This is a genomic window from Pseudomonas sp. NPDC086112 (genome assembly GCF_044746425.1).
In the GTDB taxonomy this organism is placed as follows: domain Bacteria; phylum Pseudomonadota; class Gammaproteobacteria; order Pseudomonadales; family Pseudomonadaceae; genus Aquipseudomonas.
Genome location: NZ_JBIVCD010000008.1, coordinates 61,490 through 84,315, shown reverse-complemented (window position 1 = coordinate 84,315; position 22,826 = coordinate 61,490). Strand labels below are relative to the sequence as shown.

Sequence of the window (22,826 nt, the reverse complement as noted above, 5' to 3'; positions counted from 1 at the left end):
GGCCATCAGGCATATAACTTGCTCCCCTTCCGACACGCCCAACGCTGGAAGCACCCATGCTCCACTCTCACCTCACCACCCTCAATGCCGTCTCCCTGGTGCTCAACACCTTCAAGGCCGAAGGCCTGTCCAGCGAAGCGTTATTGGCCGGCAGCGGCATCAGCGCGGCGGATCTGAGCCGGGCGGACACGCGCATCACCACCAACCAGGAGATGCTGGTTTGCGCCAACGCCGTCGCGTTACGCCGCGATATCGGCCTGGAGTTGGGCCGGCGAATGCACGTTTCTTCCTATGGCATGCTCGGGTACGCCTTACTCACCAGCGCCACTTTAGGTGACGCCTTGCGGTTGGCGCTGCACTATCCGGCGCTATTGGGAACACTGTTCGAGTTGAGCCTGGAGGAGGATGGCGAGCGCATCTGGCTCACTGCCGGGGACTATCGGGAAAATCCGGCGCTGGCGCCGTTCAATGTCGAGTTTTGTCTGGTCTCGATGAAAGTCACCTGCGAAGACTTGCTCGGCCACTCTCTGCCCCTGCTCGGGGCCCGCTTCGAATACCCGGCGCAGGATTATCAGGCGCGCTACGCCGAGCGTTTCGACTGCCCCTTGCAGTTCGATGCTGTGTCCAATGCCTTTGCTTTCGACAAACGCTGGCTCGAACAACCCCTGCCCCTGGCCGACGCCATCACGCACCAGGCCATGGCCGAGCGCTGTCGCAAGCAAAACACCGAATTCACCGGGCGTCAGGCCTGGCTCGGGCGTATCCGCCAACTACTCGCGGCGCAATTGAGCGCGGCGCCGGGCCTGGATGGGCTGGCCAAACAGTTGAACTGCTCGGCGCGCACCCTGCGACGACATCTGAAGGACCTGGGCTGCAGCTATCAAGAACTGCTCGATGAATTGCGCTTCGAGCAGGCCAAGCGACTGCTTTGCGAAGATCAATTGCCGATCTATCGGATTGCCGAGGCGTTGGGGTTCAGCGAGACCGCAAGTTTCCGCCATGCGTTTGTGCGCTGGAGTGGTGTGGCGCCGAGTCAGTTCCGTCCCTGACAACCCAACCCTTGTAGGAGCGAGGCTTGCCCGCGAAGGCGTCTTCAAGTACGCCAAAAGCTTCGCGGGCAAGCCTCGCTCCTACAGGGGGCGAATGCGTCATTCGTGGGCGCCGGTGTGCCATTAAGGGGCGAATTTCGGTCAAATCTTTTGGCCGTATCGATCCCCTTTTGGCCTTTCCTGCCGTTTTCCCAAACGCCGCCCGCCGCAAGACTGTGTGCAACCGAATCAGCCTGCGGAGAACAAGAATGCTGACGATCTACTCGGATGATCACCACTTGCATCACGGCCGTTGCGAATTGATGGACGGGCAATTGATGCCCTGCTTCGAAATGCCCTCGCGGGCCGACCATGTGTTGGCACGCGTACAGTCCCGCCATCTGGGCCCGGTCGAGGCACCCCAGGATTTCGGTCTCGGGCCGATCGAGCGTATCCACAGCCGCGACTACCTCGACTTCTTCAAAGGGGCCTGGGCGCGCTGGACCGAATTCAATACCGATGGAGACTTGCTGCCCTACACCTGGCCTGCCCGCACCCTGCGCCGGATCATGCCCACCAGCCTGCACGGTCAGCTCGGCTATTACAGCTTCGACGGCGGCGCACCAATTACCGCCGGTACCTGGCAAGCGGCGTATAGCGCGGCGCAAGTTGCGCTCACGGCCCAAGCGCAAATCCAGCGCGGTGCCCGCAGTGCCTTCGCCTTGTGCCGTCCACCGGGACACCATGCCGCCAGCGATTTGATGGGCGGTTATTGCTACCTCAACAACGCCGCCATCGCCGCTCAGGCATTCCTCGATCAAGGCCACAAAAAGGTCGCGATCCTCGACGTCGATTACCACCATGGCAACGGCACCCAATCGATTTTCTACGAGCGCAGCGACGTGCTTTTCACCTCCATCCATGGTCATCCGGAAGCCGAGTTTCCGTTCTTCCTCGGTTATGAAGAAGAACACGGTGAAGGCCCGGGCGAAGGGTTCAACTTCAACTACCCTTTGCCCGCCGGCTCAGGCTGGGACCGCTGGAGCGCAGCCCTGGAGCAGGCCTGCAAAGAGATTGAAAAGTACGGCGCCGACATCGTCGTCGTATCCCTGGGCGTCGATACGTTCAAGGACGACCCGATCTCCCAGTTCAAACTCGACAGCCCGGATTACCTGGCGATGGGCGCGCGCATCGCGGGCCTCGGCAAGCCGACGCTGTTCGTGATGGAAGGCGGTTACGCGGTGGAAGAAATCGGCATCAATGCCGTGAACGTTCTCGAAGGTTTTGAAAGCGCCCAATGAGGAATTAGAACAAATGAACCGACTCAAGCGTTTTATCGTTCCAGTGCTATACGCCACCGTATTCAGTGGTGCCGTTCACGCCGAAGAGCGCACGTTGCGGGTGTACAACTGGTTCGACTACATCACCCCCAAAGCGCTGGAAGATTTCAAGACCCAGAACCCCCAGACCAAACTGGTCTACGACATCTTCGACACCAACGAAGCCCTGGAGGCCAAGCTACTGACCGGCAACTCCGGCTACGACGTGGTGGTGCCGTCCAACGTGTTCCTCGCCAAGCAGATCGAAGCCGGGGTGTTCCAGCCGCTGGACCGCAGCAAACTGCCAAACTGGAACCACCTCGATCCCAAGCTGATGAAGTTGATCGAAGCCAACGACCCGGGCAATAAATTCGCCGTGCCCTACATGTACGGGACCATTCTGATCGGCTTCAACCCGGACAAGATCAAGGCGGCTTTGGGCGACAACGCACCGGTGGACAGCTGGGACCTGATCTTCAAGGAAGAGAACATCAGCAAGCTCAAGCAGTGCGGCGTGGCCCTGCTCGACTCGCCGTCAGAGATCCTGCCGCTGGCCCTGCAGCACCTGGGCCTGGACCCCAACAGCAAGAAGCCGGCGGACTACGCCAAGGCTGAAGCGCTGCTGATGAAGATTCGCCCCTACATCACCTATTTCCATTCGTCCAAGTACATGGCCGACATTGCCAACGGTGACATCTGCGTCGCGGTCGGTTACTCCGGCAGCTTCTCCCAGGCCGCCAACCGCGCCAAGGAAGCCAAGAACGGTGTGGTCGTCGACATGCGCCTGCCCAAAGAAGGCGCACCGATCTGGTTCGACATGCTGGCGATCCCCAAAGGCGCGAAGAACCCGGAAGATGCCTACAACTTCATCAACTACCTGCTGCAACCTCAGGTCATTGCACCGGTCAGCGACTTCGTCGGCTACCCGAACCCGAACAAAGACGCCACGGAAATGGTCGACCCGGCGATCCGCAATAACCCGAACCTGTACCCGACCGAAGCGGCGATGAGTACGCTCTACACCCTGCAACCGCTGCCGCGTGATGCCGAGCGGGCGCGGACCCGGGCCTGGACCAAAATCAAGTCCGGCACCTGATCCGGGCGGCGTGACTCACACCGGGCGCCAGATCTCTTTGAGCCTCGCCAGTGCCGATTCGATAGCCGCCTCCGGCACTGCGGCGAACCCCAGGACCAGCCCCGCTCGCTGGTCCTCGGGAAGCGTCGTGTCTGGCAGCCAGTAACTGCTCAAACCATTGATCTCCACCCCGACGCTGGTGGCTTGTTCAATCAATTCGCGCTCACGAGTCACGCTGTCGACACGTACCGTCAGGTGCAAACCGGCCGCCACACTGGGCAGCTTACCAACGCCCGGGATATCCACAGGCCAGCCATTGAGCAACACGTTACGCCGACTCAACGCAGCGCGGCGCATACGCCGGATATGCCGCTGGAAATGCCCGGCGGCCATGAACTCGGCCATTACCGCCTGGGTGCTGACCTCCGAGTGCCGTACGTCCACCGCACGACGCTGGGAGAACGCCTCAACCAATCCGGGCGGCAACACCAGATAACCCAGTCTTAATGCCGGGAATGCGACCTTGCCGAAGGTTCCGACATACAGCACCCGCCCCTGTCGATCCAGTGCAGCCAACGGCGCCAGCGGTGCGCCGCTGTAACGGTATTCGCCATCGTAGTCGTCCTCGACGATCCACCCTTGGGTGCGTTCGGCCCAGGCCAACAATTCAAGACGTCGCGCCAGACTCATGACCACGCCGGTCGGGTACTGATGCGACGGCGTGACGTAAGCCAATCGACAATCGCTGAGCCCCGCCAATTCGGTGCAATCAATGCCCTCACTGTCCACCGCTATCCCGTGCAATCGCGCGCCGGCTACAGCGAACGCATGACCCGCCGCTCGATACCCCGGATTTTCAATGCCCACCCCATCGCCAGGCTCCACCAGCAACTGTGCACAAAGGCTAATCCCCTGTTGTGCGCCACTGGTGATCACTATTTGCTCAGCCGAGCACTGCATGCCCCGCGAACTGCGCAAATACGCAGCAATTAACCCACGTAATCGCGCATCACCCGCTGGGTCGCCGTAACACAGTTGCTCTAAATCCGGCTTACGCCAGAAAGCCGCATTCAGCTTGGCCCAGACCTCGAAAGGAAATAGATCGAAGGCTGGAACGCCGACACGAAATGCCCGAGGTGGACCACTGGGAGGCAAGGTCAAATGGTTCTTTTCAACCCGGCCCAAAGCACCGCTGTGGATAACTTTACTGGATGAAACCACAGGTAAATCCAACCAATTTGTGGATAAGGCTGTGGGTAACCCTGTTGAAAACCCTGTGGATACTTTTGTGGATAATTTTTTCACTGACATCGCAGCTTGAGGCAATTGCGCGACATAAGTCCCGTCGCCAACACGCCCCTCGATGAAGCCCTCAGCGTAAAGCTGATCGTAGGCACGGACCACGCTGTTACGGGAAATCGATAACGCCGCCGCCAGATCGCGACTGGCTGGCAGTCGTGTGCCGCTGGCCAGTCGTCCGTCGAGCACTCGCACCCGTAGCGCTTGATAGAGCTGACGACTCAGGCCCAGGCGGCGGTCGAGTTCGATACCCGCCGGATTGAACGACGAGGGAAGCGGCGTGTTCGACATGGTAATGGACCTATGAAATTGGTCATTAATGGCTCTTACAACAGACCAATAGCCTGCCTAGGATGCAGGCATTCGCCAAGGAATATTTCCATGTATACGCCCAGCAATTTCGCCATCAATGATTTGAATGAGCTGCATCAGCACATCCTCGGCGCCCGTCTTGGCGTTTTGGTCACCCACGGTGTGCAAGGCCTGCAAGCCAGTCATTTGCCTCTGCTGCTGAATGCCGACCACGGCCCGAATGGCACTCTCTACGGGCACCTCGCCCGGGCCAATCCACAATGGCGAGAATTGCAGAACGGCGCCGAGGCGCTGGTGATTTTTGCTGGTGCGGATGCTTACGTCAGCCCGGGGTTTTACCCGAGCAAAGCCGAGCACGGGAAAGTCGTGCCGACCTGGAACTACGTGGCCGTACACGCTTATGGCACTGGCGAAGTGTTCACCGATACCGATCGCCTGCGCGATCTGGTCAACGCATTGACCGAGCGCCATGAAGCCGGTCGCGCCCAGCCGTGGAAGGTCGCCGATGCCCCCGCCGACTATATCGACGGCATGCTCAAGGCCATCGTCGGTTTTGCCTTGCCGATCCAGCGGCTGGAGGGCAAACGCAAGCTCAGCCAGAACCGTAGTACCGCAGACATCGCCGGTGTGCGCGAGGGGCTGACCGCCAGCCCTGATGTGCACGATCAGGCCCTCGCCCACTTGATGCGTTAAGGAATCAATATGAGTCAGATCGACATCCGCCAGGTCACCGCCGACGATCACGCTGCCTGGCTGCCGCTGTGGCAAGCCTACCTGCGCTTCTACAACACCGAACTGCCCGAGGCGGTGACCCAAAGCACCTGGCAGCGCCTGCTCGATCCGAGCGAACCGACCCATGGGGCGCTGGCCTGGGCCGATGGCAAAGCGGTGGGCATGGTGCATTTCATCTATCACCGCTCGAACTGGAGCATCGAAAACTCCTGCTACCTGCAAGACTTGCTGGTGACACCAGAAACCCGCGGCACCGGTGTCGGTCGGCAACTGATCGAATTCGTCTACACCACGGCCAAGGCCGATGGCTGCTGCAAGGTTCATTGGCTGACCCACGAAACCAACGCCACCGCGATCCAGCTCTATGAGCGCATCGCCGAACGCCCCGGTTTCATCCAGTTTCGCCACGCCCTATAAGGTTCAAGGAGAGCAGCATGTCGATTTCACTCGCCGACTGGAAAGGTGTTCCGCCGCCTTCCGTCCAACTGATCGAAGGGCGTTTCATTCGCCTGGAAAAACTTGACCCGGCGCGTCACGCTGACGGTTTGTGGGAAGCCCTGGAAGGCCCGGGCGCGGATCCGAAGCTCTGGGATTATTTGCCTTACGGTCCTTTCCCGGAACGCAGCGCTTTCAACGATTGGCTGAACAACCATGCGGCCAACAGCGACCCGTATTTCTTCACCGTGATCGACCGCGCCAGCGGCGACGTGCAAGGTATCCTCAGCCTGATGTCGATTGTCCCTGCTCAGGGCCGCATCGAGATCGGCCATGTGACCTTCGGCGCAGCGATGCAGCGTTCCCCGAAAAGTACCGAGGCGGTTTACCTGCTGGCCAGGGAATCCTTTGCCTTGGGTTATCGGCGCCTGGAATGGAAATGCAACAACGGCAATGCCCGCTCCAAATATGCAGCGGAGCGGTTGGGGTTCAGTTTTGAAGGGGTGTTCCGTCAGCACATGGTGGTCAAGGGGCAGAACCGTGACACGGCGTGGTATTCGATTCTGGATTCGGAATGGCCGGCGATTGGCGCGGGGTTCGAGCGGTGGCTGTCGGATGAGAACCAGACGGAATCGGGGCAGGTGAAAACGTTGGTGGAGTGCCGCCAGTAATCTTCGGCGTCTGGCAGGACGCCTTCGCGGGCAAGCCTCGCTCCTACAGGGGTTTTGCGTCGATCACCATTTTATGGTCAATCGAAAACCTGTAGGAGCGAGGCTTGCCCGCGAATGGCATCACGCCAATTTCTGGGCGAGCACCGCAATATGCTCCGGCCCGATCCCGCAGCACCCGCCCAAATAGCTGGCCCCGCGCTTCTGCCAATCGGCCGCCCATTGCAGATACCCCGGCGGGTCGAGATCGTCGCGCAACGGGTCCAGACCGTCGTTGGCCGTGGCCTCTTTCGGCTGCGGCGGGAAGGCATTGGCGTACGCGCCAATGTGAATCTTCACCCCCAAGCGTTCGAAGGTTTCCCGTGCCGCATTAATCGCAGCGCCGATCACTTCTGGCTGGCTGCAGTTGAACAGCAAAGTCTCGACGCCCAACTCAGCCGCCACTGCAGCGGCCTCAGCCACAGGCTCACCGGAACGCAAACGCGGCACTTCGTCGGTGTCTTCATCCTTCAAGGTAAACGACAGCCAGAACGGCTTGCCATCCTTCGGTAGACCGGCATGGATCGCCCGTGCCTCGACAATCGAACTCTGGGTTTCAGCCAGCCACAAGTCGACATGCGGCGCCAGGCCATTGACCAGAGGCGTCAGCAGTTCAGTCACCCGCGCGGCATCGAACAAGTCCGGGCGATAGGAGCCGAACAATGGCGGCAATGACCCGGCCACTCGCACGGGCTTGCCCGCCGCATCGACCGCACGCCGGGCCAGCTCACCGGCCAACGCCGCGAGCGCCTGACCCTCAGCGGCAAAACGCTCTTCACCAATATGGAACGGCACCACCGCGTAACTGTTGCTGGTGATCACGTTGGCACCGCTTTCGATATAAGCCGCATGCACCGCCTCCACCGCTTGCGGTGCTTCGCTCAAAGCCAGCGCCGACCACTCGGGCTGCCTGAACGGCGCCCCTCGACGTTGCAGCTCACGACCCATGCCGCCATCCAGAATTACCGTGCTGCCTGCGCCCATATGCTTTTCACTCATAAGCTTATGAAAATAACTCACTATCAGAGTCGTTCTTATAACTATTTAATACGCACCGTACGGTTAATAACAACCTCTTTTTTTTCAGGGATCAACTGTGAAATTTCAACCACTGCTGGCCCTGGGCCTGACGATTCTGGCTGCCTCCACTCAAGCCTTTGCGGGCGCCACACTGGACCGCATCGAGCAAAAGAAAGAACTGGTGGGCGTGCTGATGGAAAGCTATCCACCCTTCTCATTCCTCAACGATCAAAACCAGCTCGATGGTTTCGACGTCGACGTGGCCAAGGCCGTGGCGGACAAACTGGGCGTCAAGCTGCGCCTCGAAACGCCGTCCTGGGACGTGATCGCCGCCGGTCGCTGGAGCGGGCGTTACGACATCTGCATCTGCTCCATGACCCCGAGCAAAGCCCGCGCTGAAGTCTTCGACTTCCCGGTGGAGTACTACGCCTCCCCCGCCGTGATCGTGGTCAACGCCAAGGACGACAGCATTCACAGCGCCAAGGACCTGAGCGGCAAAAAAGTCGGCCTTACCAGCGCCTCCAGCTATGAAAGCTACCTGAACAAAAACCTGGTGATCGAAGGCGCCGAAGACACCCAACTGCAATACCCGTTCGAGAATGTGCAGATCGCTCCGTATGACACCGACAACGTCGCGTTCCAGGATTTGGGCCTGGGCGCTGGCGTGCGTCTGGACGCGATTCTCACCAACCTGGTGACCGCGCAACCGCGCCTGAACGAAGACAAGCGTTTCAAGCTCGCCGGCGAGCCGCTTTACTCGGAGCCGAACTCGGTGGCCATCGAAAAAGGCGACGCCCAGTGGGACGCCAAAGTGCGTGATGTGTTTGCCCAGTTGAAACAGGACGGCACCTTGAGCAAGCTGTCGCAAAAATGGATCGGCGCCGACATCAGCAAATGACTTCTTTCCCCAAACCACCTCAGCCGCCGCAACCGGTGGCTGAGTCGCTGCTGCAACGGATTTTCGGTTTTCGCACGCGGCTGTACCTGACCTGGGCAGCGATGTTCGGCTTGTTCGCGAGTTTCTTCCTGAGCTTCGACCTGAAGTTCTCGATCATCCTCGACAAACTGCCGAACCTGATCGGCCTGCACCTGGCGCCCAACGGCTTTCTGCAAGGCGCAGCGCTGACGTTGTTCTTGTGCCTGTGCTCGATCGTGGCGTCATCACTGCTGGGCTTCATCACGGCTTTGGCTCGGTTGTCGAAAAGCGCGGTGGCGTTCGGTATCGCGAGCTTCTATGCCTCGTTCTTTCGCGGTACACCGCTGCTGATTCAAATTCTGCTGATCTACCTCGGCCTGCCACAACTTGGCATCGTGCCCGGTGCCATCGCCGCTGGCATCATCGCCCTGTCGCTGAACTACGGCGCCTACCTGAGCGAAATTTTCCGCGCCGGCATCCTCGGCGTTCCCCATGGCCAACGCGAAGCGTCATTGGCCTTGGGCATGCGCGAAACCGTGATCTTCTGGCGCGTCACCCTGCCCCAGGCCATGCGTACCATCATCCCGCCCACCACCAACCAGTTCATCTCCATGCTCAAAGATTCGTCTCTGATCTCGGTGATGGGGGTTTGGGAAGTGATGTTCCTGGCCCAATCGTATGGGCGCTCGAGCTATCGCTATATCGAAATGCTCACGACCGCGGCGATTATTTATTGGCTGATGTCGATTGGACTGGAGCTGATTCAGGCGCGGATGGAGCGGCATTATGGGAAGGCGTATTTGAAGCGGGGTTAGCGAAAAGATCGCAGCCTTCGGCAGCTCCTACTCGGGATTCATTCGCAAGGATTGTGGCACTCCCAAATACCGGGCGAAAAAAAAGGGGAGCACATGCCCCCCCGAGGTTTAAAGCGGTATATCGAGGCTGTTAACTCAGCCTTCGATCTCGATCAGAATCTCGCCCGGGTTCACCCGGTCGCCCTTGGCCACGTGGATGGCGGTGACTTTGCCGGCGATGGCCGATTGGACTTCGGTTTCCATCTTCATCGCTTCGGTGATCAGCACGGCCTGGCCGGCTTTCACGGTGTCGCCTTCCTTGACCAGGACATCGACGATATTGCCCGGCATGGTGGTGCTGACGTGGCCCGGTGCAGTGGCTTGCTTGCGCTTGCTGCTACCGCCGCTGACGAATTCGTTGAGCGGTTCGAACACCACTTCTTCCGGCATGCCGTCGATGGACAGATAGAAGTGGCGCTTGCCTTCCGACTTGACGCCGACACCGGTGATGTCGACGCGGTAGGTTTCGCCGTGAACGTCGATGACGAACTCGGTCGGCACGCCTTCACCGCCGGCCGATGTCACCCCGCCCGCTTCCGGAATTGGCAACAGCACCTCCGGTACGAGGGTGCCGGCTGCACGTTCTTCGAGGAATTTGCGGCCGATGTCCGGGAACATGGCGTAGGTCAGAACGTCTTCTTCAGACTTGGCCACGGCACCGATTTCGGCGCGCAGCTTGGTCATTTCCGGCTTGAGCAGATCGGCCGGACGCACGTCGATCACTTCTTCGCTGCCGATCGCCTGACGACGCAGTTTTTCGTTCACGGTGCCCGGCGCTTTGCCGTAGCCGCCTTGCAGGTAGAGCTTCACTTCATTAGTGATGGTTTTGTAGCGCTCGCCGGCCAGCACGTTGAAGAACGCCTGGGTGCCAACGATCTGCGAGGTCGGCGTTACCAGCGGCGGGAAGCCGAGGTCTTCGCGAACGCGAGGGATCTCCGCCAGCACTTCGCTCATGCGGTTCAGCGCGCCTTGCTCTTTCAACTGGTTGGCGAGGTTGGAAATCATCCCGCCCGGTACCTGATTCACTTGAACGCGAGTGTCTACGGTGGTGAATTCGCTTTCGAACTGGTGGTACTTCTTGCGCACGGCGTAGAAGTACAGACCGATCTCTTGCAGTAGTTCCAGGTTCAAGCCGGTGTCGAACTCGCTGCCTTTAAGGGCGGCGACCATCGACTCGGTACCCGGGTGGCTGGTGCCCCAAGCGAAGCTGGAGATTGCGGTGTCGATGTGGTCGGCGCCGTTTTCGATGGCCTTGAGTTGGCACATCGCGGCCAGACCAGCGGTGTCGTGGGAGTGAATGAACACGGGCAGCGATTGCTCGCTTTTTAGCGCCTTGACCAACTCGCCAGTAGCGTACGGGGTCAACAGGCCGGCCATGTCCTTGATCGCCACAGAGTCGCAACCCATGGCTTCCATTTGTTTGGCTTGGGCCACGAACGCCTCGATGGTGTGCACCGGGCTGGTGGTGTAGGCGATGGTGCCCTGGGCGTGTTTGCCGGCGGCTTTCACCGCTTCGATGGCGACTCGCAGGTTACGCACGTCGTTCATCGCATCGAAAATGCGGAACACGTCGATGCCGTTGACTGCCGCCTTGGCAACGAAGGCTTTGACCACGTCGTCGCTGTAATGGCGGTAGCCCAGCAGGTTCTGGCCACGCAGGAGCATTTGCAGACGCGTGTTAGGCAAGGCCGCGCGCAGTTGGCGCAGACGCTCCCACGGGTCTTCTTTGAGGAAGCGGACGCAGGCGTCGAAGGTCGCGCCGCCCCAGCATTCCAGCGACCAGTAGCCGACTTTGTCGAGCTTGTCGCAGATCGGCAGCATGTCTTCGGTGCGCATGCGGGTGGCGAGCAGCGATTGGTGGGCGTCGCGCAGGATTGTGTCGGTAACGTGGATTTGTTTGCTCATTGTTCTATTCCTCACAGGCCTGCGTGGGCGGCGATGGCGGCGGCGATGGCCAGGGCCAGCTCTTCGGGTTTGCGCTTGATCGAGTAGTTGGTCAGTTCAGGGTGGCTTTCAACGAAGCTGGTATTGAACTGGCCGCTACGGAATTCCGGGTTACGCAGGATTTCCTGGTAATACGCGGCGGTGGTCTTGACCCCTTGCAGACGCATGTCGTCCAAAGCTCGCAAGCCACGGTCCATCGCTTCTTCCCAGGTCAGCGCCCAGACCACCAGTTTCAGACACATGGAATCGTAGAACGGCGGAATGGTGTAGCCGGTATAGATCGCTGTGTCGGTGCGCACGCCAGGACCGCCGGGCGCGTAGTAACGGGTAATCTTGCCGAAGCTCGGCAGGAAGTTGTTTTTCGGGTCTTCGGCGTTGATCCGGAACTGCAACGCGAAACCGCGGTGCTGGATGTCTTCCTGTTTCACCGAAAGCGGCAGGCCGGACGCGATGCGGATTTGCTCGCGAACAATGTCGATGCCGGTGATTTCTTCGGTGATGGTGTGTTCCACCTGCACCCGGGTGTTCATCTCCATGAAGTACACCTCGCCCTCGGCGAGCAGGAACTCCACGGTACCGGCGTTCTCGTAACCCACAGCCTTGGCCGCACGCACCGACAGGTCGCCGATGTAGGCGCGCTGTTCCGGGGTCAGTTGCGGGCTCGGAGCGATCTCGATCAGCTTCTGGTTGCGACGCTGGATCGAGCAATCACGCTCGAACAGGTGCACCACGTTGCCAAAGCTGTCACCGAGAATCTGTGCTTCGATGTGTTTCGGATTGACGATGCATTTTTCCAGGAACACTTCCGCCGAACCGAAAGCCTTGGTGGCTTCGGAAATGACCCGCGGAAAGGCTTGTTCGAGTTCTTCGCGACTGTTGCAACGACGAATCCCGCGGCCGCCACCACCGGAGGTGGCCTTGAGCATCACCGGGTAACCGATGCGGTCGCCTTCGGTCAGGGCTTCTTCGATGCCCGACACGTTACCTTCGGTGCCCGGGGTGACCGGTACGCCAGCCTTGATCATGCTGCGGCGCGCTTCGGTCTTGTCGCCCATGCGGCGAATCACTTCAGCCGATGGACCAATGAATTTGATACCGCGTTCGGCGCAGATGTCTGCCAGCTCGGCATTTTCCGAAAGGAAGCCATAGCCGGGGTGCAACGCATCGCAACCGGTTTCCACCGCCAGGTTCACCAGCTTGCGCGGGTTGAGGTAGCCGGCCAGTGGCTCGGCACCGATGCTGTGGGCCTCGTCCGCACGCTTCACATGCAAGGCATGGCGGTCGGCGTCGGAATAGATCGCGACGGAGCGAATGCCCATCTCGGCGCAGGCACGCACGATTCGTACGGCAATCTCACCACGGTTGGCGATCAGGATCTTTTTTATCACTTGGAGGTTCCCTTGAGCCGGTGGTACCCACGACCTGTCACACCAGGTCGACGCGTGACCAAATGTTTCAATTCAGTCGCAGCTCCACACTAGCCTTCGCAAGGGATTAACAAAAATGAATAATAATTGGGTTACACATAAGCAAAGACTTATAGTTGAGGCATCAGCCTCCGCTCAGGGTCTCTAGAAAATGCGTAAGTCATTGATGCGTATGACGTTGCGTCAATTGCAGATCTTCAATGAGGTGTGCGACTTAAGGTCCTACAGCCGTGCAGCCGACGAAATGTCTCTCACACAACCTGCCGTGAGCCTACAGATTCGTCAACTCGAAGAGCTGATCGGCCAACCGTTATTCGATTATGTCGGCAAAAAACTCTACATGACCGAGGCGGCCGAAGCACTGCAGCGCGCCAGCCGGGATATTTTCGGGCGCCTGGAAAACCTCGATATGCAGCTGTCGGACATGCAAGGCTCATTGCAGGGTCAGCTGAAACTGGCGGTGGAATCCAGCGCCAAGTATTTCGTGCCGCACCTGTTTGCCGCGTTCAAGCGCCAGCACCCGGAGGTGAACCTGCAACTGACGGTGGTCAACCGTGGCCAGGTCATCCGGCGCCTGTCGGATAACCGTGATGATCTGGTGATCATGTCTATGGTCCCACAGGACATGGGGCTGGAGTTTCTACCGTTCCTCAACAACCCGATTGTCGCCGTGGCACCGCCGGATCATCCACTGTGTCACATGGGCCCGCTGCGCTTGCAGGATCTTGAGCCCTACACGTTGCTGTTGCGCGAACACGGTTCCGGCACGCGACTGGCTTGCGAAGAGTATTTCAAAGAGAAACGTGTGCACTTCACCCAAACCCAGGAGGTGGCCTCGGCCGAAGCGCAGCGTGAATGCGTCTTGGCGGGTCTGGGCGTGGCGCTGTTGACACGCCACGCCCTGAACCTTGAGTTGGCAACCGGCGGATTGATCGAATTGCCAGTCGAAGAGCTGCCGCTGTACCGCAGTTGGTGCCTGGTGCAAGCCAAGGCCAAACGGCTGTCACCGGTGGCCCATGCATTCCTTGCGTTTATCCGCAGCGAGCGGATGCAGATCAGCGCGCTGGTTGAGCGTTTCGACGGGAAGTTGCGGGAGCCGCCTGCCAGTAATTGAGTTCCAGATCGTCAGAAAATTCGCCAATTTCGGCCAGAAGCTGGCGGCGCTCGCTGCGATCTTCGATGGCGCGGCGAAATTCCATGCGGCGCTGATCTTCTTGCTGACGACGGGTTTTGACGGCGCTGTTGCGTTCTTCGTAGGGCTGAGCCATTTCGAGTCTCCCAAGGCGAGTACGGGAGTTACAAGATAGGTGCGAGGGATGACGGTTTGGCGGCGGGAGGATGACAGTGAGATGAAATGTGGTGAATTGGATGACGCCTTCGCGGGCAAGCCTCGCTCCTACAGGGTTACGCGATATCTGTAGGAGCGAGGCTTGCCCGCGAAGGCAATCTCAAGGCAAGGAATCAATCGTCCAGCGCTTTCACCGATTTTGGCGACAGCCGCAAGCTGCGAAGGCTGCGTTTGACGCTTTTCAGGTGATTGACCAGGCTCGGACCGCGGGCCATGGCCACGCCCATCGCCAGCACATCGATCACTACCAGATGCGCAATGCGCGACGTCAGTGGCGTATAGATTTCGGTGTCTTCATGCACATCGATCGCCAGATTGACGGTCGACAACTCGGCCAACGGTGTCTGGCTCGGGCACAACGTGATCAGAGAAGCGCCGCTCTCGCGCACCAGATTGGCGGTGATCAACAGGTCCTTGGAACGCCCGGATTGGGAAATACAGATCGCCACGTCACTCGGCTTCAGGGTGACCGCCGACATCGCCTGCATATGCGGGTCGGAATACGCCGCTGCAGTCAGCAGTAAACGGAAGAACTTGTGCTGGGCATCCGCCGCCACTGCGCCCGACGCACCGAAGCCATAGAACTCGACACGCTGGGCCTGAGACATGAGCGACACCGCCCTCTGCAACTCCACCGGATCGAGTTTCTCGCGAACCTCCATCAGCGTATGCAGGGTGGTGTCGAAGATTTTCAGGCTGTAATCGGCGACCGAATCGTCTTCATGGATCGCAAACTGCCCGAAGCTCGCGCCGGCCGCCAGGCTCTGCGCCAGTTTCAGCTTCAAATCCTGAAACCCGGAGCAACCGATGGCGCGGCAAAACCGCACGATGGTCGGCTCGCTGATGCCCACGCTGTGGGCCAGGTCGGCCATGGAGCTGTGCATCACCGCCGCAGGGTCAAGCAGCACGTGGTCGGCGACTTTGAGCTCCGACTTGCGTAACAGGTGGCGGGACTGGGCGATGTGTTGCAGCAGATTCAAGGGGCTGGACTCTTTGTTATTGGCAGGTGCCGGGGATGTAGCACGCTTGTAGTTATACTACATGAATCGGCTTTTTGCCTGCTCAATGCGTAACTCAATGTCCCCATTTCATGCGCCATGCGCTCCATGTAGCCCTCTCGGTCCTTGTAGCAGCTGGCGAAGCCTGCGTTCGGCTGCGAAGCCGTCGTGAAGATGGATATGGTTTAACAGGAAAAATCCGGCAAGCATGTTTTACGACGGCTTCGCAGCCGAACGCAGCCTTCGCTAGCTTCTACAAAGGGTTGGCGTCGCGACGTAAAAGCTCGGCCAGGTTGGCGGCCTCGACCGGACGACTGATCAAATACCCCTGCACTTCATCGCAACGCTCGGCCCTCAGAAACTCCAGCTGCTCCGGCCGCTCCACCCCTTCAGCCACCACCTTCAACGACAACCCGTGAGCCATGGCAATGATCGCCTGGGTAATCGCCGCATCCTCGCTGCTCTCCCCCAGACCGCGGATAAACGCCTGATCAATCTTCACGTAATCCACCGGAATGCGCTTGAGGTAACTCAAGGACGAATAGCCAGTACCAAAATCGTCGATGGCCAGTTTCACCCCAAGGTCGCGCAACTGCTGGAAGGTCGCAATGATGTGCTCGACGCTGTCCAGCAACTGGCTTTCGGTGAGTTCCAATTCCAGATAGTGCGGCGCCAGACCGGTTTCCTCCAGCACTTGGCGCACCAGGCTCACCAGTTTCCCCTGACGCAGTTGATGCACCGACAGATTGACCGACACCCGAATCGGCTCCAGCCCCTGACGCTGCCACTCGCAGGCTTGCCAACAGGCCTGGCGTAAAACGAACTCGCCAATAGCGCCGATCAACCCCGTTTCCTCGGCCAAGCCGATGAAATCCCCCGGCGGCACTTGGCCCAGGGTCGGGTGATGCCAGCGTACCAATGCCTCGGCGGCATTCAGCCGGCCGGTGACGAGGCAGAGTTTCGGTTGATAAAACACTTTCAACTGCTTTTCTTCGATGGCTTTGCGCAACTGGTTCTCGAGCTGCAAACGCTCGAGCGTGCTGGCTTGCAGGCTGTCGGTATAAAACTGGAAGTTGTTGCCGCCCAAGTGCTTGGCGTGCTGCATGGCCATGTTCGACTGGCTGACCAGCGCAGAAATCTCCCGCGCGGTGTCCGGTAACAGGCTGATGCCCATGGACGCGCTCATCACCAGCTCATGACCGTCGACAGTGATCGGCAAACACAGCTTGGCCGACAAACGAGTTGCCATGCGCGCCAGACTCGACAGGTTGCCGTAGGCATCGAACAGCACTGCAAATTCATCACCGGACAACCGGGCGATGGTGTCCGCTTCCGGCAGCGCATTGACCAGGCGCCGGGACATTTTCTGCAACAGCTGATCAGCGATTTCGTGGCCAAGGCTGTCGTTGAGCAGCTTGAATCGATCCAGATTGATGTGCAGCAACGCCAGGCTGCGCCGACCGCCCTGACGCACCCGCTGATGAGCTTCGTGCAGCCGTTCCCGGAACAACGATCGGTTGGCCAATCCCGTGAGTTCGTCGTAATGGGCCAGGTAACGCATACGCTCTTCGGACTCACGCCGAGCAGACAGATCGGCGAAGAAGCCGACAATATGACTAACTTTTCCCCGTGAATCGCGCACGGCGTTCAGTTGCAGCCATTGCGGATACAACTCGCCATTCTTGCGCGTTTCGACCAACTCGCCCTGCCAGCTACCGTGCTGCTCCAGCGCCTGACGAATCGCCGCGTAATGCCGGCGGGCGTCGCGACTGCAGGGTAACTCGACCACACTGCGCCCGAGCATGTCGTCGATGTCATAGCCAGTCACTCGACTGAAGGCTTGATTGGCGGCGATCAGCGCGTAATTAGGGTCAAGAATGACGATGCCCTCGCTAGCGGCCTCGAACACCGTCGCCGCCAGTTGACGCTGTTCTTCCTGTCCCTTGCTGGCACTGATGTCGCGGCGGGTGCCGACCATGCGGATCACCCGGCCGTTTTCGCTGCGCTCCACCGCTCGCCCACGGTCCTCGATCCAGACCCAATGGCCATCGCCATGCCGTACCCGATACTCGATCTGATAATCCTCGCTGCGACCCTTCAAATGCTCGACCAGGGCGCGCCTGAGCGATGGCAAGTCTTCGGGGTGCAGACGTGGCTTGAGGTGGCTGAGCATCGCCGTCACGTATTCCGGCTCCAGGCCGAACAGCTCCTGAAGCTGAGTGTGATGGACTTCGTCTGTCTGCAGGTTCCAGTCCCACAACCCGAGTTCACTCGCCTTCAACGCCAGCGCCAGTCGCGCTTCGCTCTTGCTCAAGGCCTGGTTAGCGGCGTCCAGCTCCAGACTGCGTTGGGCAACGCGATTTTCGAGGTCGACCTGAGTTTCGCGCAATTCGTCTTCGGCGCGGCGGCGCTGGTCGATTTCCTTGGCCAGTTCGTGGTTGAGCTGATCACTGCGACGTTGCGCCTGCTGCAAGTGCTCGATCAGGGCCTGATTTTGAAAGCGCCGCAACAACCCCTGGTTGATCAGCCGATTGACCTGCCAGGCGACCACGCTCAACGAACCCAGCAATATCAGCCCAAACCAGCCCCAGCCCTGTTCCTGCTCATCCCCGCCCCAGAACAGATAGCCGATGGCTGGCAGCAGACAGGGCAAGGTAAAGGACAGAAAAGCTGGCAGGCTGACGGCATAAGCAACGCTGGCCGAGAGTGCCGCGGCGCCGATCAGGCCGAACACCCAGGCTTGCTGCATGAAATTATCCGCGGGCACCAACGCGATGCCGGCACCGGCCAGGGTCAGGCCAGTCATCGCAGAGCCGAGCATGAACATGCGACGCCAGACCGGATGGGCCTGACGGTTGGGAATCGCCGAATCGAAAGCCGCGACTTGAATCACCCGCAACGCCACCAGCGACAATAACCAGATCAGCCAGACGCTCACAACGAAGTAGCGCTGCGGGCTCCAGAGCAGGCCGGCGCACACCAGACCGTTGATCAGCATGAACAGCGTAGGCAAAAGCGAGCCCTGGTACAGCAGGCGCGTGCGTTCGACCGCCATTTCCATGGCGTACTGTTTGCGGATAACCCGGGGCTCCACAGAGGGGCCCGACAGGTCGGAGCTGAGGGTCATAGGCAATGTTCTTGTTCTTATAGTGAGCATGCGAGCCCGAATTGTGGACGGAGCATACACAAGCAAATGCCCGGACCAAACAGCCCCAGGTCACAAAATAGACGAAAGTTTGAGCCGCCCACCTTGGTAAAAAAGCCGCCAGACGAGCTCCGCCAATGCTTGCAGCCGGTGACCGACCGGTCGTCATCGGTGCTTCTTTCATCGGCTAATGCAAAGCTCGGTTTGCCCGGTGTGACGGCGCACCCTAGAATGCCCCGATGCGCGATGATCTCTCCCTTCTGCTGAACTCCCTCAACGATGCCCAACGTCAGGCCGTAGCGGCCTCTGTGGGTCGTCAGTTGGTCCTGGCCGGTGCTGGCTCCGGTAAAACCCGAGTGCTGGTGCACCGTATCGCCTGGTTGATCCAGGTCGAAAACGCCTCGCCCCACTCCATTCTGTCGGTGACCTTCACCAACAAGGCCGCTGCCGAGATGCGTCATCGCATCGAGCAGCTGATGGGTATCAACCCGGCCGGCATGTGGGTCGGCACCTTCCACGGCCTGGCGCACCGCTTGCTGCGGGCGCACTGGCAGGAAGCCGGCCTGAGCCAGACTTTCCAGATTCTCGACAGCGACGACCAGCAACGGCTGGTCAAGCGGGTGATCCGCGAGCTGGGCCTGGACGAGCAACGCTGGCCGGTCCGACAGGCCCAGTGGTTCATCAACGGGCAGAAAGACGAAGGTCTGCGTCCGCAACATATTCAAGCCAGCGGCGATCTGTTCCTGGCGACCATGCGCAGCATTTATGAAGCCTACGAGGCCGCGTGCCTGCGGGCCGGCGTCATCGATTTCTCTGAACTGCTGTTGCGCGCCCTCGATCTGTGGCGCGATAACCCGGGCCTGCTCGCCCATTATCAGAAGCGCTTCCGGCACATTCTGGTGGACGAATTCCAGGACACCAACGCCGTGCAATACGCCTGGTTGCGTCTGCTGGCCAAGGGTGGCGACAGTCTGATGGTGGTCGGCGACGACGATCAGTCGATCTATGGCTGGCGCGGCGCGAAAATCGAGAACATTTATCAGTATTCCGACGACTTCCCCGATGCCCAGATCATTCGTCTGGAGCAAAACTACCGCTCTACCGCCGGGATCCTCAAAGCCGCCAACGCCCTGATCGCCAACAATACCGGGCGCATGGGCAAAGAGTTGTGGACCGATGGAGGCGAAGGCGAAGCAATCAATCTGTACGCCGCGTTCAACGAGCATGATGAAGCACGCTACGTGGTCGAAACCATTGAAAGCGCGCTGAAAACCGGCCTGGCTCGTAGCGATATCGCGATTTTGTACCGCTCCAACGCCCAATCGCGCGTTTTGGAAGAAGCCTTGCTGCGTGAGCGCATTCCGTATCGCATTTATGGCGGTCAGCGCTTCTTCGAACGGGCAGAAATCAAGAACGCCATGGCGTACCTGCGTTTGCTGGAAGGCCGTGGCAACGACGCGGCCCTGGAGCGAGTAATCAACGTTCCGGCCCGCGGCATTGGCGAAAAAACCGTCGAAGCGATCCGCGATCATGCACGCCACAGCCATGTGTCAATGTGGGAAGCCATGCGTCAGCTGGTGGCCAACAAAGGTCTGACCGGTCGCGCTGCTGGTGCCATAGGGGCATTTATGGAGCTGATCGAGGACCTCGCCGCCAAGTGCCTGGAAATGCCGCTGCACTTGATGACCCAAACCGTGATCGAGCAGTCGGGGCTGATTGCCTACCACCAGGCGGAAAAAGGCGAGAAAGGCCAGGCCCGAGTAGAAAACCTTGAGGAACTGGTCAGCGCCGCGCGCAACTTCGAAAACCCGGAAGAGGATGAAGAACAGTCGCCACTGTCAGCATTCCTCGGTCACGCCTCGCTGGAGGCCGGCGACACCCAGGCCGACGAACACGAAGACAGCATTCAGTTGATGACCCTGCACAGCGCCAAGGGCCTGGAATTCCCTTACGTGTTCCTGGTGGGCATGGAAGAAGGCCTGTTTCCGCACAAGATGAGCCTGGAAGAACCCGGCCGTCTTGAAGAGGAACGCCGCCTGGCCTACGTCGGTATCACCCGGGCGATGCAGAATCTAGTGCTGACCTATGCTGAAACCCGCCGCCTGTACGGCAGCGAGACCTACAACAAGGTGTCGCGTTTCGTACGTGAAGTGCCGAAAGGCCTGATCCAGGAAGTGCGGCTGTCCAACAGCGTCAGCCGTCCGTTCGGCGGTGGCCAGCAGCAGAGCTCCAGCAGCCTGTTCGGCGGCAGCGAGATCCCGGACACCGGGTTCAGCCTCGGCCAGACCGTGCGGCATTCGGTGTTCGGCGATGGTGTGATCCTGAATTTCGAAGGCGCCGGCGCTCAGGCGCGGGTGCAGGTGAACTTCAGCGAAGGCAGCAAGTGGTTGATGCTGGGTTACGCCAAGCTGGAAGCAATCTAAAGCCCGCCGCAGAGCTTTTCTGTGGGAGCGGGCTTGCTCGCGAAGGCAGCGCCGCGGTGTATCAGAAACACCGTGTCATCGTTCTTCGCGAGCAAGCCCGCTCCCACAGGTTGATCTGATGAAATTACCAAACCTCCTACAGAACTCATCCACTCGTCCTACAGACCAAAGTTATCAAGTCTTATTGCGTGACCGAAAGCTGAACACTACCTGTCAGGCAAAAGCCCGAAACACTCTGCCGCTAGCCAGCAACACTTCAGCTGTGCAACATGGCGCGCGTGCCTTCCACAAATTGGGAATTCCCTTTATGAAACGTTTTCTTAGCATCGCCATGGCGTTGTGCATTGGCCTGACGATGAGCCTCGACGCCAATGCCGCCAAGCGCTTTGGTGGCGGCAAGAGCTCCGGCGCTGCGCCGACTCACCAGACCAGCCAAATGGCTCCTTCTTCTCCTGCCGGCGGCGCTGCTGCCACTGCGGGCGCGGCCGGTGCTGCTGGCGCCGCCACCAAGGCCAGCGGTGCTTCGCGCTGGCTCGGCCCTCTGGCCGGTATCGCCGCCGGTGGCCTGCTGGCCTCCATGTTCATGGGCGACGGCTTCCAGGGCATGCAGATCTTCGACATCCTGATCATGGCGGTCATCGCCTTCCTGGTCTTCCGTTTCATCGCCGCTCGTCGTCGCAAGCAGCAGGAGCACATGGCTCCAGCCGGCGCGCCGATGCAGCGTGAAGTGTTCGAACAGAAACCAACAGCCATGGGTTCGATCTTCGGCGGTTCGGCTGCACCTGCTGCCGCTCGTCCGGTGATCAACGCGCCAGCCTGGTTCAATGAACACAACTTCATTGAAGCGGCCCGCAACCACTTCCAGTCCCTGCAGCAGCATTGGGATGCCAACGAAATGGACAAGATCGCCGAGTTCGTGACTCCGCAACTGCTGGAGTTCCTCAAGCGCGAACGTGCCGATCTGGGCGACGGCTTCCAGTCGACCTACATCGATAACCTCCAGGTACAACTGGATGGCGTTGATGACCGTGCGGACAAGACTATCGCCACCCTGACCTTCAGCGGTGTATCGAAGTCCTCGCGCTTTGATCAGGGCGAAGTGTTCAGCGAAAGCTGGAACATGGAACGTCCACAGGGCGAAAACCAGCCTTGGCTGGTGGCCGGTATCCGCCAGAACGGCTGATCACTTCCCGCGCTTCACCTGTTGTAATAAAACCCCGGCCTCGGCCGGGGTTTTCTATTTCGCGGTTGCATCTATAGCGAGCTACTGTATAAACCGCCCCAACTAAACCGCGCCATCAAGCAAGAGGATCCCGGACGTGGAAGAAATCATCGAACAACTGCGTGAAGCCAACGAACCGGTACCGGTCCCCTTGGAATTGCCTGACGAAGATCAGATTGTGGAAATCGAAGAGCAACTGTTCATCGACATCCCATTCGTCTTCAGAGAATTTTTGCTGACCGTCAGCGACGTGGTCTACGGCAGCCTGGAGCCAGTGACCGTCACCGATCCGCAATCCCACACCTACCTGCCGGACGTTGCCGCCAACGCCTGGGATGCTGGCGTCGATCGCAGCATGATTCCGATCTGCCAGGACGGTGACAATTACTACCTGGTCGAAGAAGACGGCACCGTGGTGCTGTGGCTGGCTGAAGAAGAGTTGCTCGCCGAAGAAACCTGGGAATCGGTATGGCACTGGGCGCGGGACGTCTGGCTGGAAAGCTGAGCAAGCACGACTTTGTAGCAGCTGCCGAAGGCTGCGTTCGGCTGCGCAGCAGTCGTAAACCCTGACACTCGGTTAACCTGAATCACCTCAGCGCCTGACTTGCGACTGCTGCGCAGC

General features: G+C 59.6%; 19 protein-coding genes. 12 read left to right on the top strand and 7 right to left on the bottom strand.

Features of this window, described 5'->3' with window-relative positions:
- Positions 1-56: 56 nt before the first annotated feature.
- From ACIPLA_RS08540 to ACIPLA_RS08530, 3 genes are all read left to right on the top strand, one after another.
- Positions 57-1,049, top strand: a complete 993-nt coding sequence (locus tag ACIPLA_RS08540) for an AraC family transcriptional regulator (protein ID WP_401172922.1) — start codon at positions 57-59, stop codon at positions 1,047-1,049.
- 248 nt (positions 1,050-1,297) lie between these two features.
- The gene (locus ACIPLA_RS08535; RefSeq protein WP_401172921.1) at positions 1,298-2,329 is read left to right on the top strand and encodes a histone deacetylase family protein; all 1,032 of its coding nucleotides are present in this window, start codon (positions 1,298-1,300) and stop codon (positions 2,327-2,329) included.
- A 13-nt stretch (positions 2,330-2,342) separates the two neighbouring features.
- Complete coding sequence (locus ACIPLA_RS08530; protein WP_401172920.1) at positions 2,343-3,443, top strand: polyamine ABC transporter substrate-binding protein; 1,101 nt, start codon at positions 2,343-2,345, stop codon at positions 3,441-3,443.
- 15 nt (positions 3,444-3,458) lie between these two features.
- Here ACIPLA_RS08530 and ACIPLA_RS08525 read toward each other — a convergent pair whose 3' ends face one another.
- Positions 3,459-5,012: a PLP-dependent aminotransferase family protein gene (locus tag ACIPLA_RS08525; RefSeq protein ID WP_401172919.1), complete on the bottom strand. Its 1,554-nt coding sequence runs from the start codon at positions 5,010-5,012 to the stop codon at positions 3,459-3,461.
- 90 nt (positions 5,013-5,102) lie between these two features.
- Here ACIPLA_RS08525 and ACIPLA_RS08520 point away from each other — a divergent pair, with 90 nt between their 5' ends.
- Genes ACIPLA_RS08520 through ACIPLA_RS08510 form a run of 3 tightly spaced genes read left to right on the top strand, consistent with a single transcriptional unit; the run spans position 5,103 to position 6,871 of the window.
- Positions 5,103-5,726, top strand: coding sequence for an FMN-binding negative transcriptional regulator (locus ACIPLA_RS08520; RefSeq protein WP_401172918.1), 624 nt, complete (start codon positions 5,103-5,105; stop codon positions 5,724-5,726).
- Between the two features lie 9 nt (positions 5,727-5,735).
- A complete protein-coding gene (locus ACIPLA_RS08515; protein WP_123495707.1) occupies positions 5,736-6,182 on the top strand; it encodes a GNAT family N-acetyltransferase in 447 nt (148 codons plus the stop codon).
- 17 nt (positions 6,183-6,199) lie between these two features.
- A complete protein-coding gene (locus tag ACIPLA_RS08510; RefSeq protein ID WP_218395615.1) occupies positions 6,200-6,871 on the top strand; it encodes a GNAT family N-acetyltransferase in 672 nt (223 codons plus the stop codon).
- A gap of 120 nt (positions 6,872-6,991) precedes the next feature.
- Here the strand turns inward: ACIPLA_RS08510 and ACIPLA_RS08505 are convergent, their stop codons facing one another.
- Positions 6,992-7,891, bottom strand: a complete 900-nt coding sequence (locus tag ACIPLA_RS08505) for a homocysteine S-methyltransferase family protein (RefSeq protein WP_401172917.1) — start codon at positions 7,889-7,891, stop codon at positions 6,992-6,994.
- A gap of 112 nt (positions 7,892-8,003) precedes the next feature.
- On the opposite strand from ACIPLA_RS08505, the gene ACIPLA_RS08500 reads away from it, so the two are divergent.
- Both ACIPLA_RS08500 and ACIPLA_RS08495 read left to right on the top strand, forming a co-directional pair.
- Positions 8,004-8,825 carry an ABC transporter substrate-binding protein gene (locus tag ACIPLA_RS08500; RefSeq protein WP_123495702.1) on the top strand — a complete coding sequence of 274 codons (822 nt, stop codon included), beginning with the start codon at positions 8,004-8,006 and terminating at the stop codon, positions 8,823-8,825.
- Positions 8,822-9,658, top strand: a complete 837-nt coding sequence (locus tag ACIPLA_RS08495) for an amino acid ABC transporter permease (protein ID WP_123495700.1) — start codon at positions 8,822-8,824, stop codon at positions 9,656-9,658. The genes ACIPLA_RS08500 and ACIPLA_RS08495 overlap by 4 nt, the downstream gene beginning before the upstream one ends.
- Positions 9,659-9,793: 135 nt before the next feature.
- On the opposite strand, the gene oadA is transcribed toward ACIPLA_RS08495, so the two are convergent.
- Together oadA and ACIPLA_RS08485 are read right to left on the bottom strand one after the other, a co-directional pair.
- Positions 9,794-11,602 (bottom strand): sodium-extruding oxaloacetate decarboxylase subunit alpha, encoded by a 1,809-nt coding sequence (gene oadA, locus ACIPLA_RS08490; protein WP_218395621.1) that lies wholly within the window; start codon positions 11,600-11,602, stop codon positions 9,794-9,796.
- Positions 11,603-11,613: 11 nt separating this feature from the next.
- The gene (locus tag ACIPLA_RS08485; RefSeq protein WP_007896523.1) at positions 11,614-13,029 is read right to left on the bottom strand and encodes an acetyl-CoA carboxylase biotin carboxylase subunit; all 1,416 of its coding nucleotides are present in this window, start codon (positions 13,027-13,029) and stop codon (positions 11,614-11,616) included.
- A 190-nt stretch (positions 13,030-13,219) separates the two neighbouring features.
- Here ACIPLA_RS08485 and ACIPLA_RS08480 point away from each other — a divergent pair, with 190 nt between their 5' ends.
- Entirely contained in the window at positions 13,220-14,182 is a 963-nt protein-coding gene (locus ACIPLA_RS08480) for a LysR family transcriptional regulator (protein ID WP_218395623.1), read from the top strand.
- Here the strand turns inward: ACIPLA_RS08480 and ACIPLA_RS08475 are convergent.
- The 3 genes from ACIPLA_RS08475 to ACIPLA_RS08465 all read right to left on the bottom strand — a co-directional run bounded on the left by ACIPLA_RS08475 (position 14,124) and on the right by ACIPLA_RS08465 (position 18,541).
- Complete coding sequence (locus ACIPLA_RS08475; RefSeq protein ID WP_218395625.1) at positions 14,124-14,336, bottom strand: PA3496 family putative envelope integrity protein; 213 nt, start codon at positions 14,334-14,336, stop codon at positions 14,124-14,126. The genes ACIPLA_RS08480 and ACIPLA_RS08475 overlap by 59 nt on opposite strands.
- Before the next feature lie 193 nt (positions 14,337-14,529).
- The gene (hexR, locus tag ACIPLA_RS08470) at positions 14,530-15,396 is read right to left on the bottom strand and encodes a transcriptional regulator HexR (protein ID WP_007896526.1); all 867 of its coding nucleotides are present in this window, start codon (positions 15,394-15,396) and stop codon (positions 14,530-14,532) included.
- A 271-nt stretch (positions 15,397-15,667) separates the two neighbouring features.
- A complete protein-coding gene (locus tag ACIPLA_RS08465; RefSeq protein WP_401172916.1) occupies positions 15,668-18,541 on the bottom strand; it encodes an EAL domain-containing protein in 2,874 nt (957 codons plus the stop codon).
- Between the two features lie 257 nt (positions 18,542-18,798).
- Here ACIPLA_RS08465 and uvrD point away from each other — a divergent pair, with 257 nt between their 5' ends.
- The 3 genes from uvrD to ACIPLA_RS08450 all read left to right on the top strand — a co-directional run bounded on the left by uvrD (position 18,799) and on the right by ACIPLA_RS08450 (position 22,709).
- Entirely contained in the window at positions 18,799-20,982 is a 2,184-nt protein-coding gene (uvrD, locus tag ACIPLA_RS08460; RefSeq protein ID WP_192345139.1) for a DNA helicase II, read from the top strand.
- Positions 20,983-21,289: 307 nt separating this feature from the next.
- Positions 21,290-22,165, top strand: a complete 876-nt coding sequence (locus ACIPLA_RS08455; protein WP_123495688.1) for a Tim44 domain-containing protein — start codon at positions 21,290-21,292, stop codon at positions 22,163-22,165.
- A gap of 136 nt (positions 22,166-22,301) precedes the next feature.
- Positions 22,302-22,709, top strand: a complete 408-nt coding sequence (locus ACIPLA_RS08450) for an SMI1/KNR4 family protein (RefSeq protein WP_008073570.1) — start codon at positions 22,302-22,304, stop codon at positions 22,707-22,709.
- The last annotated feature ends 117 nt before the right edge of the window (positions 22,710-22,826 follow it).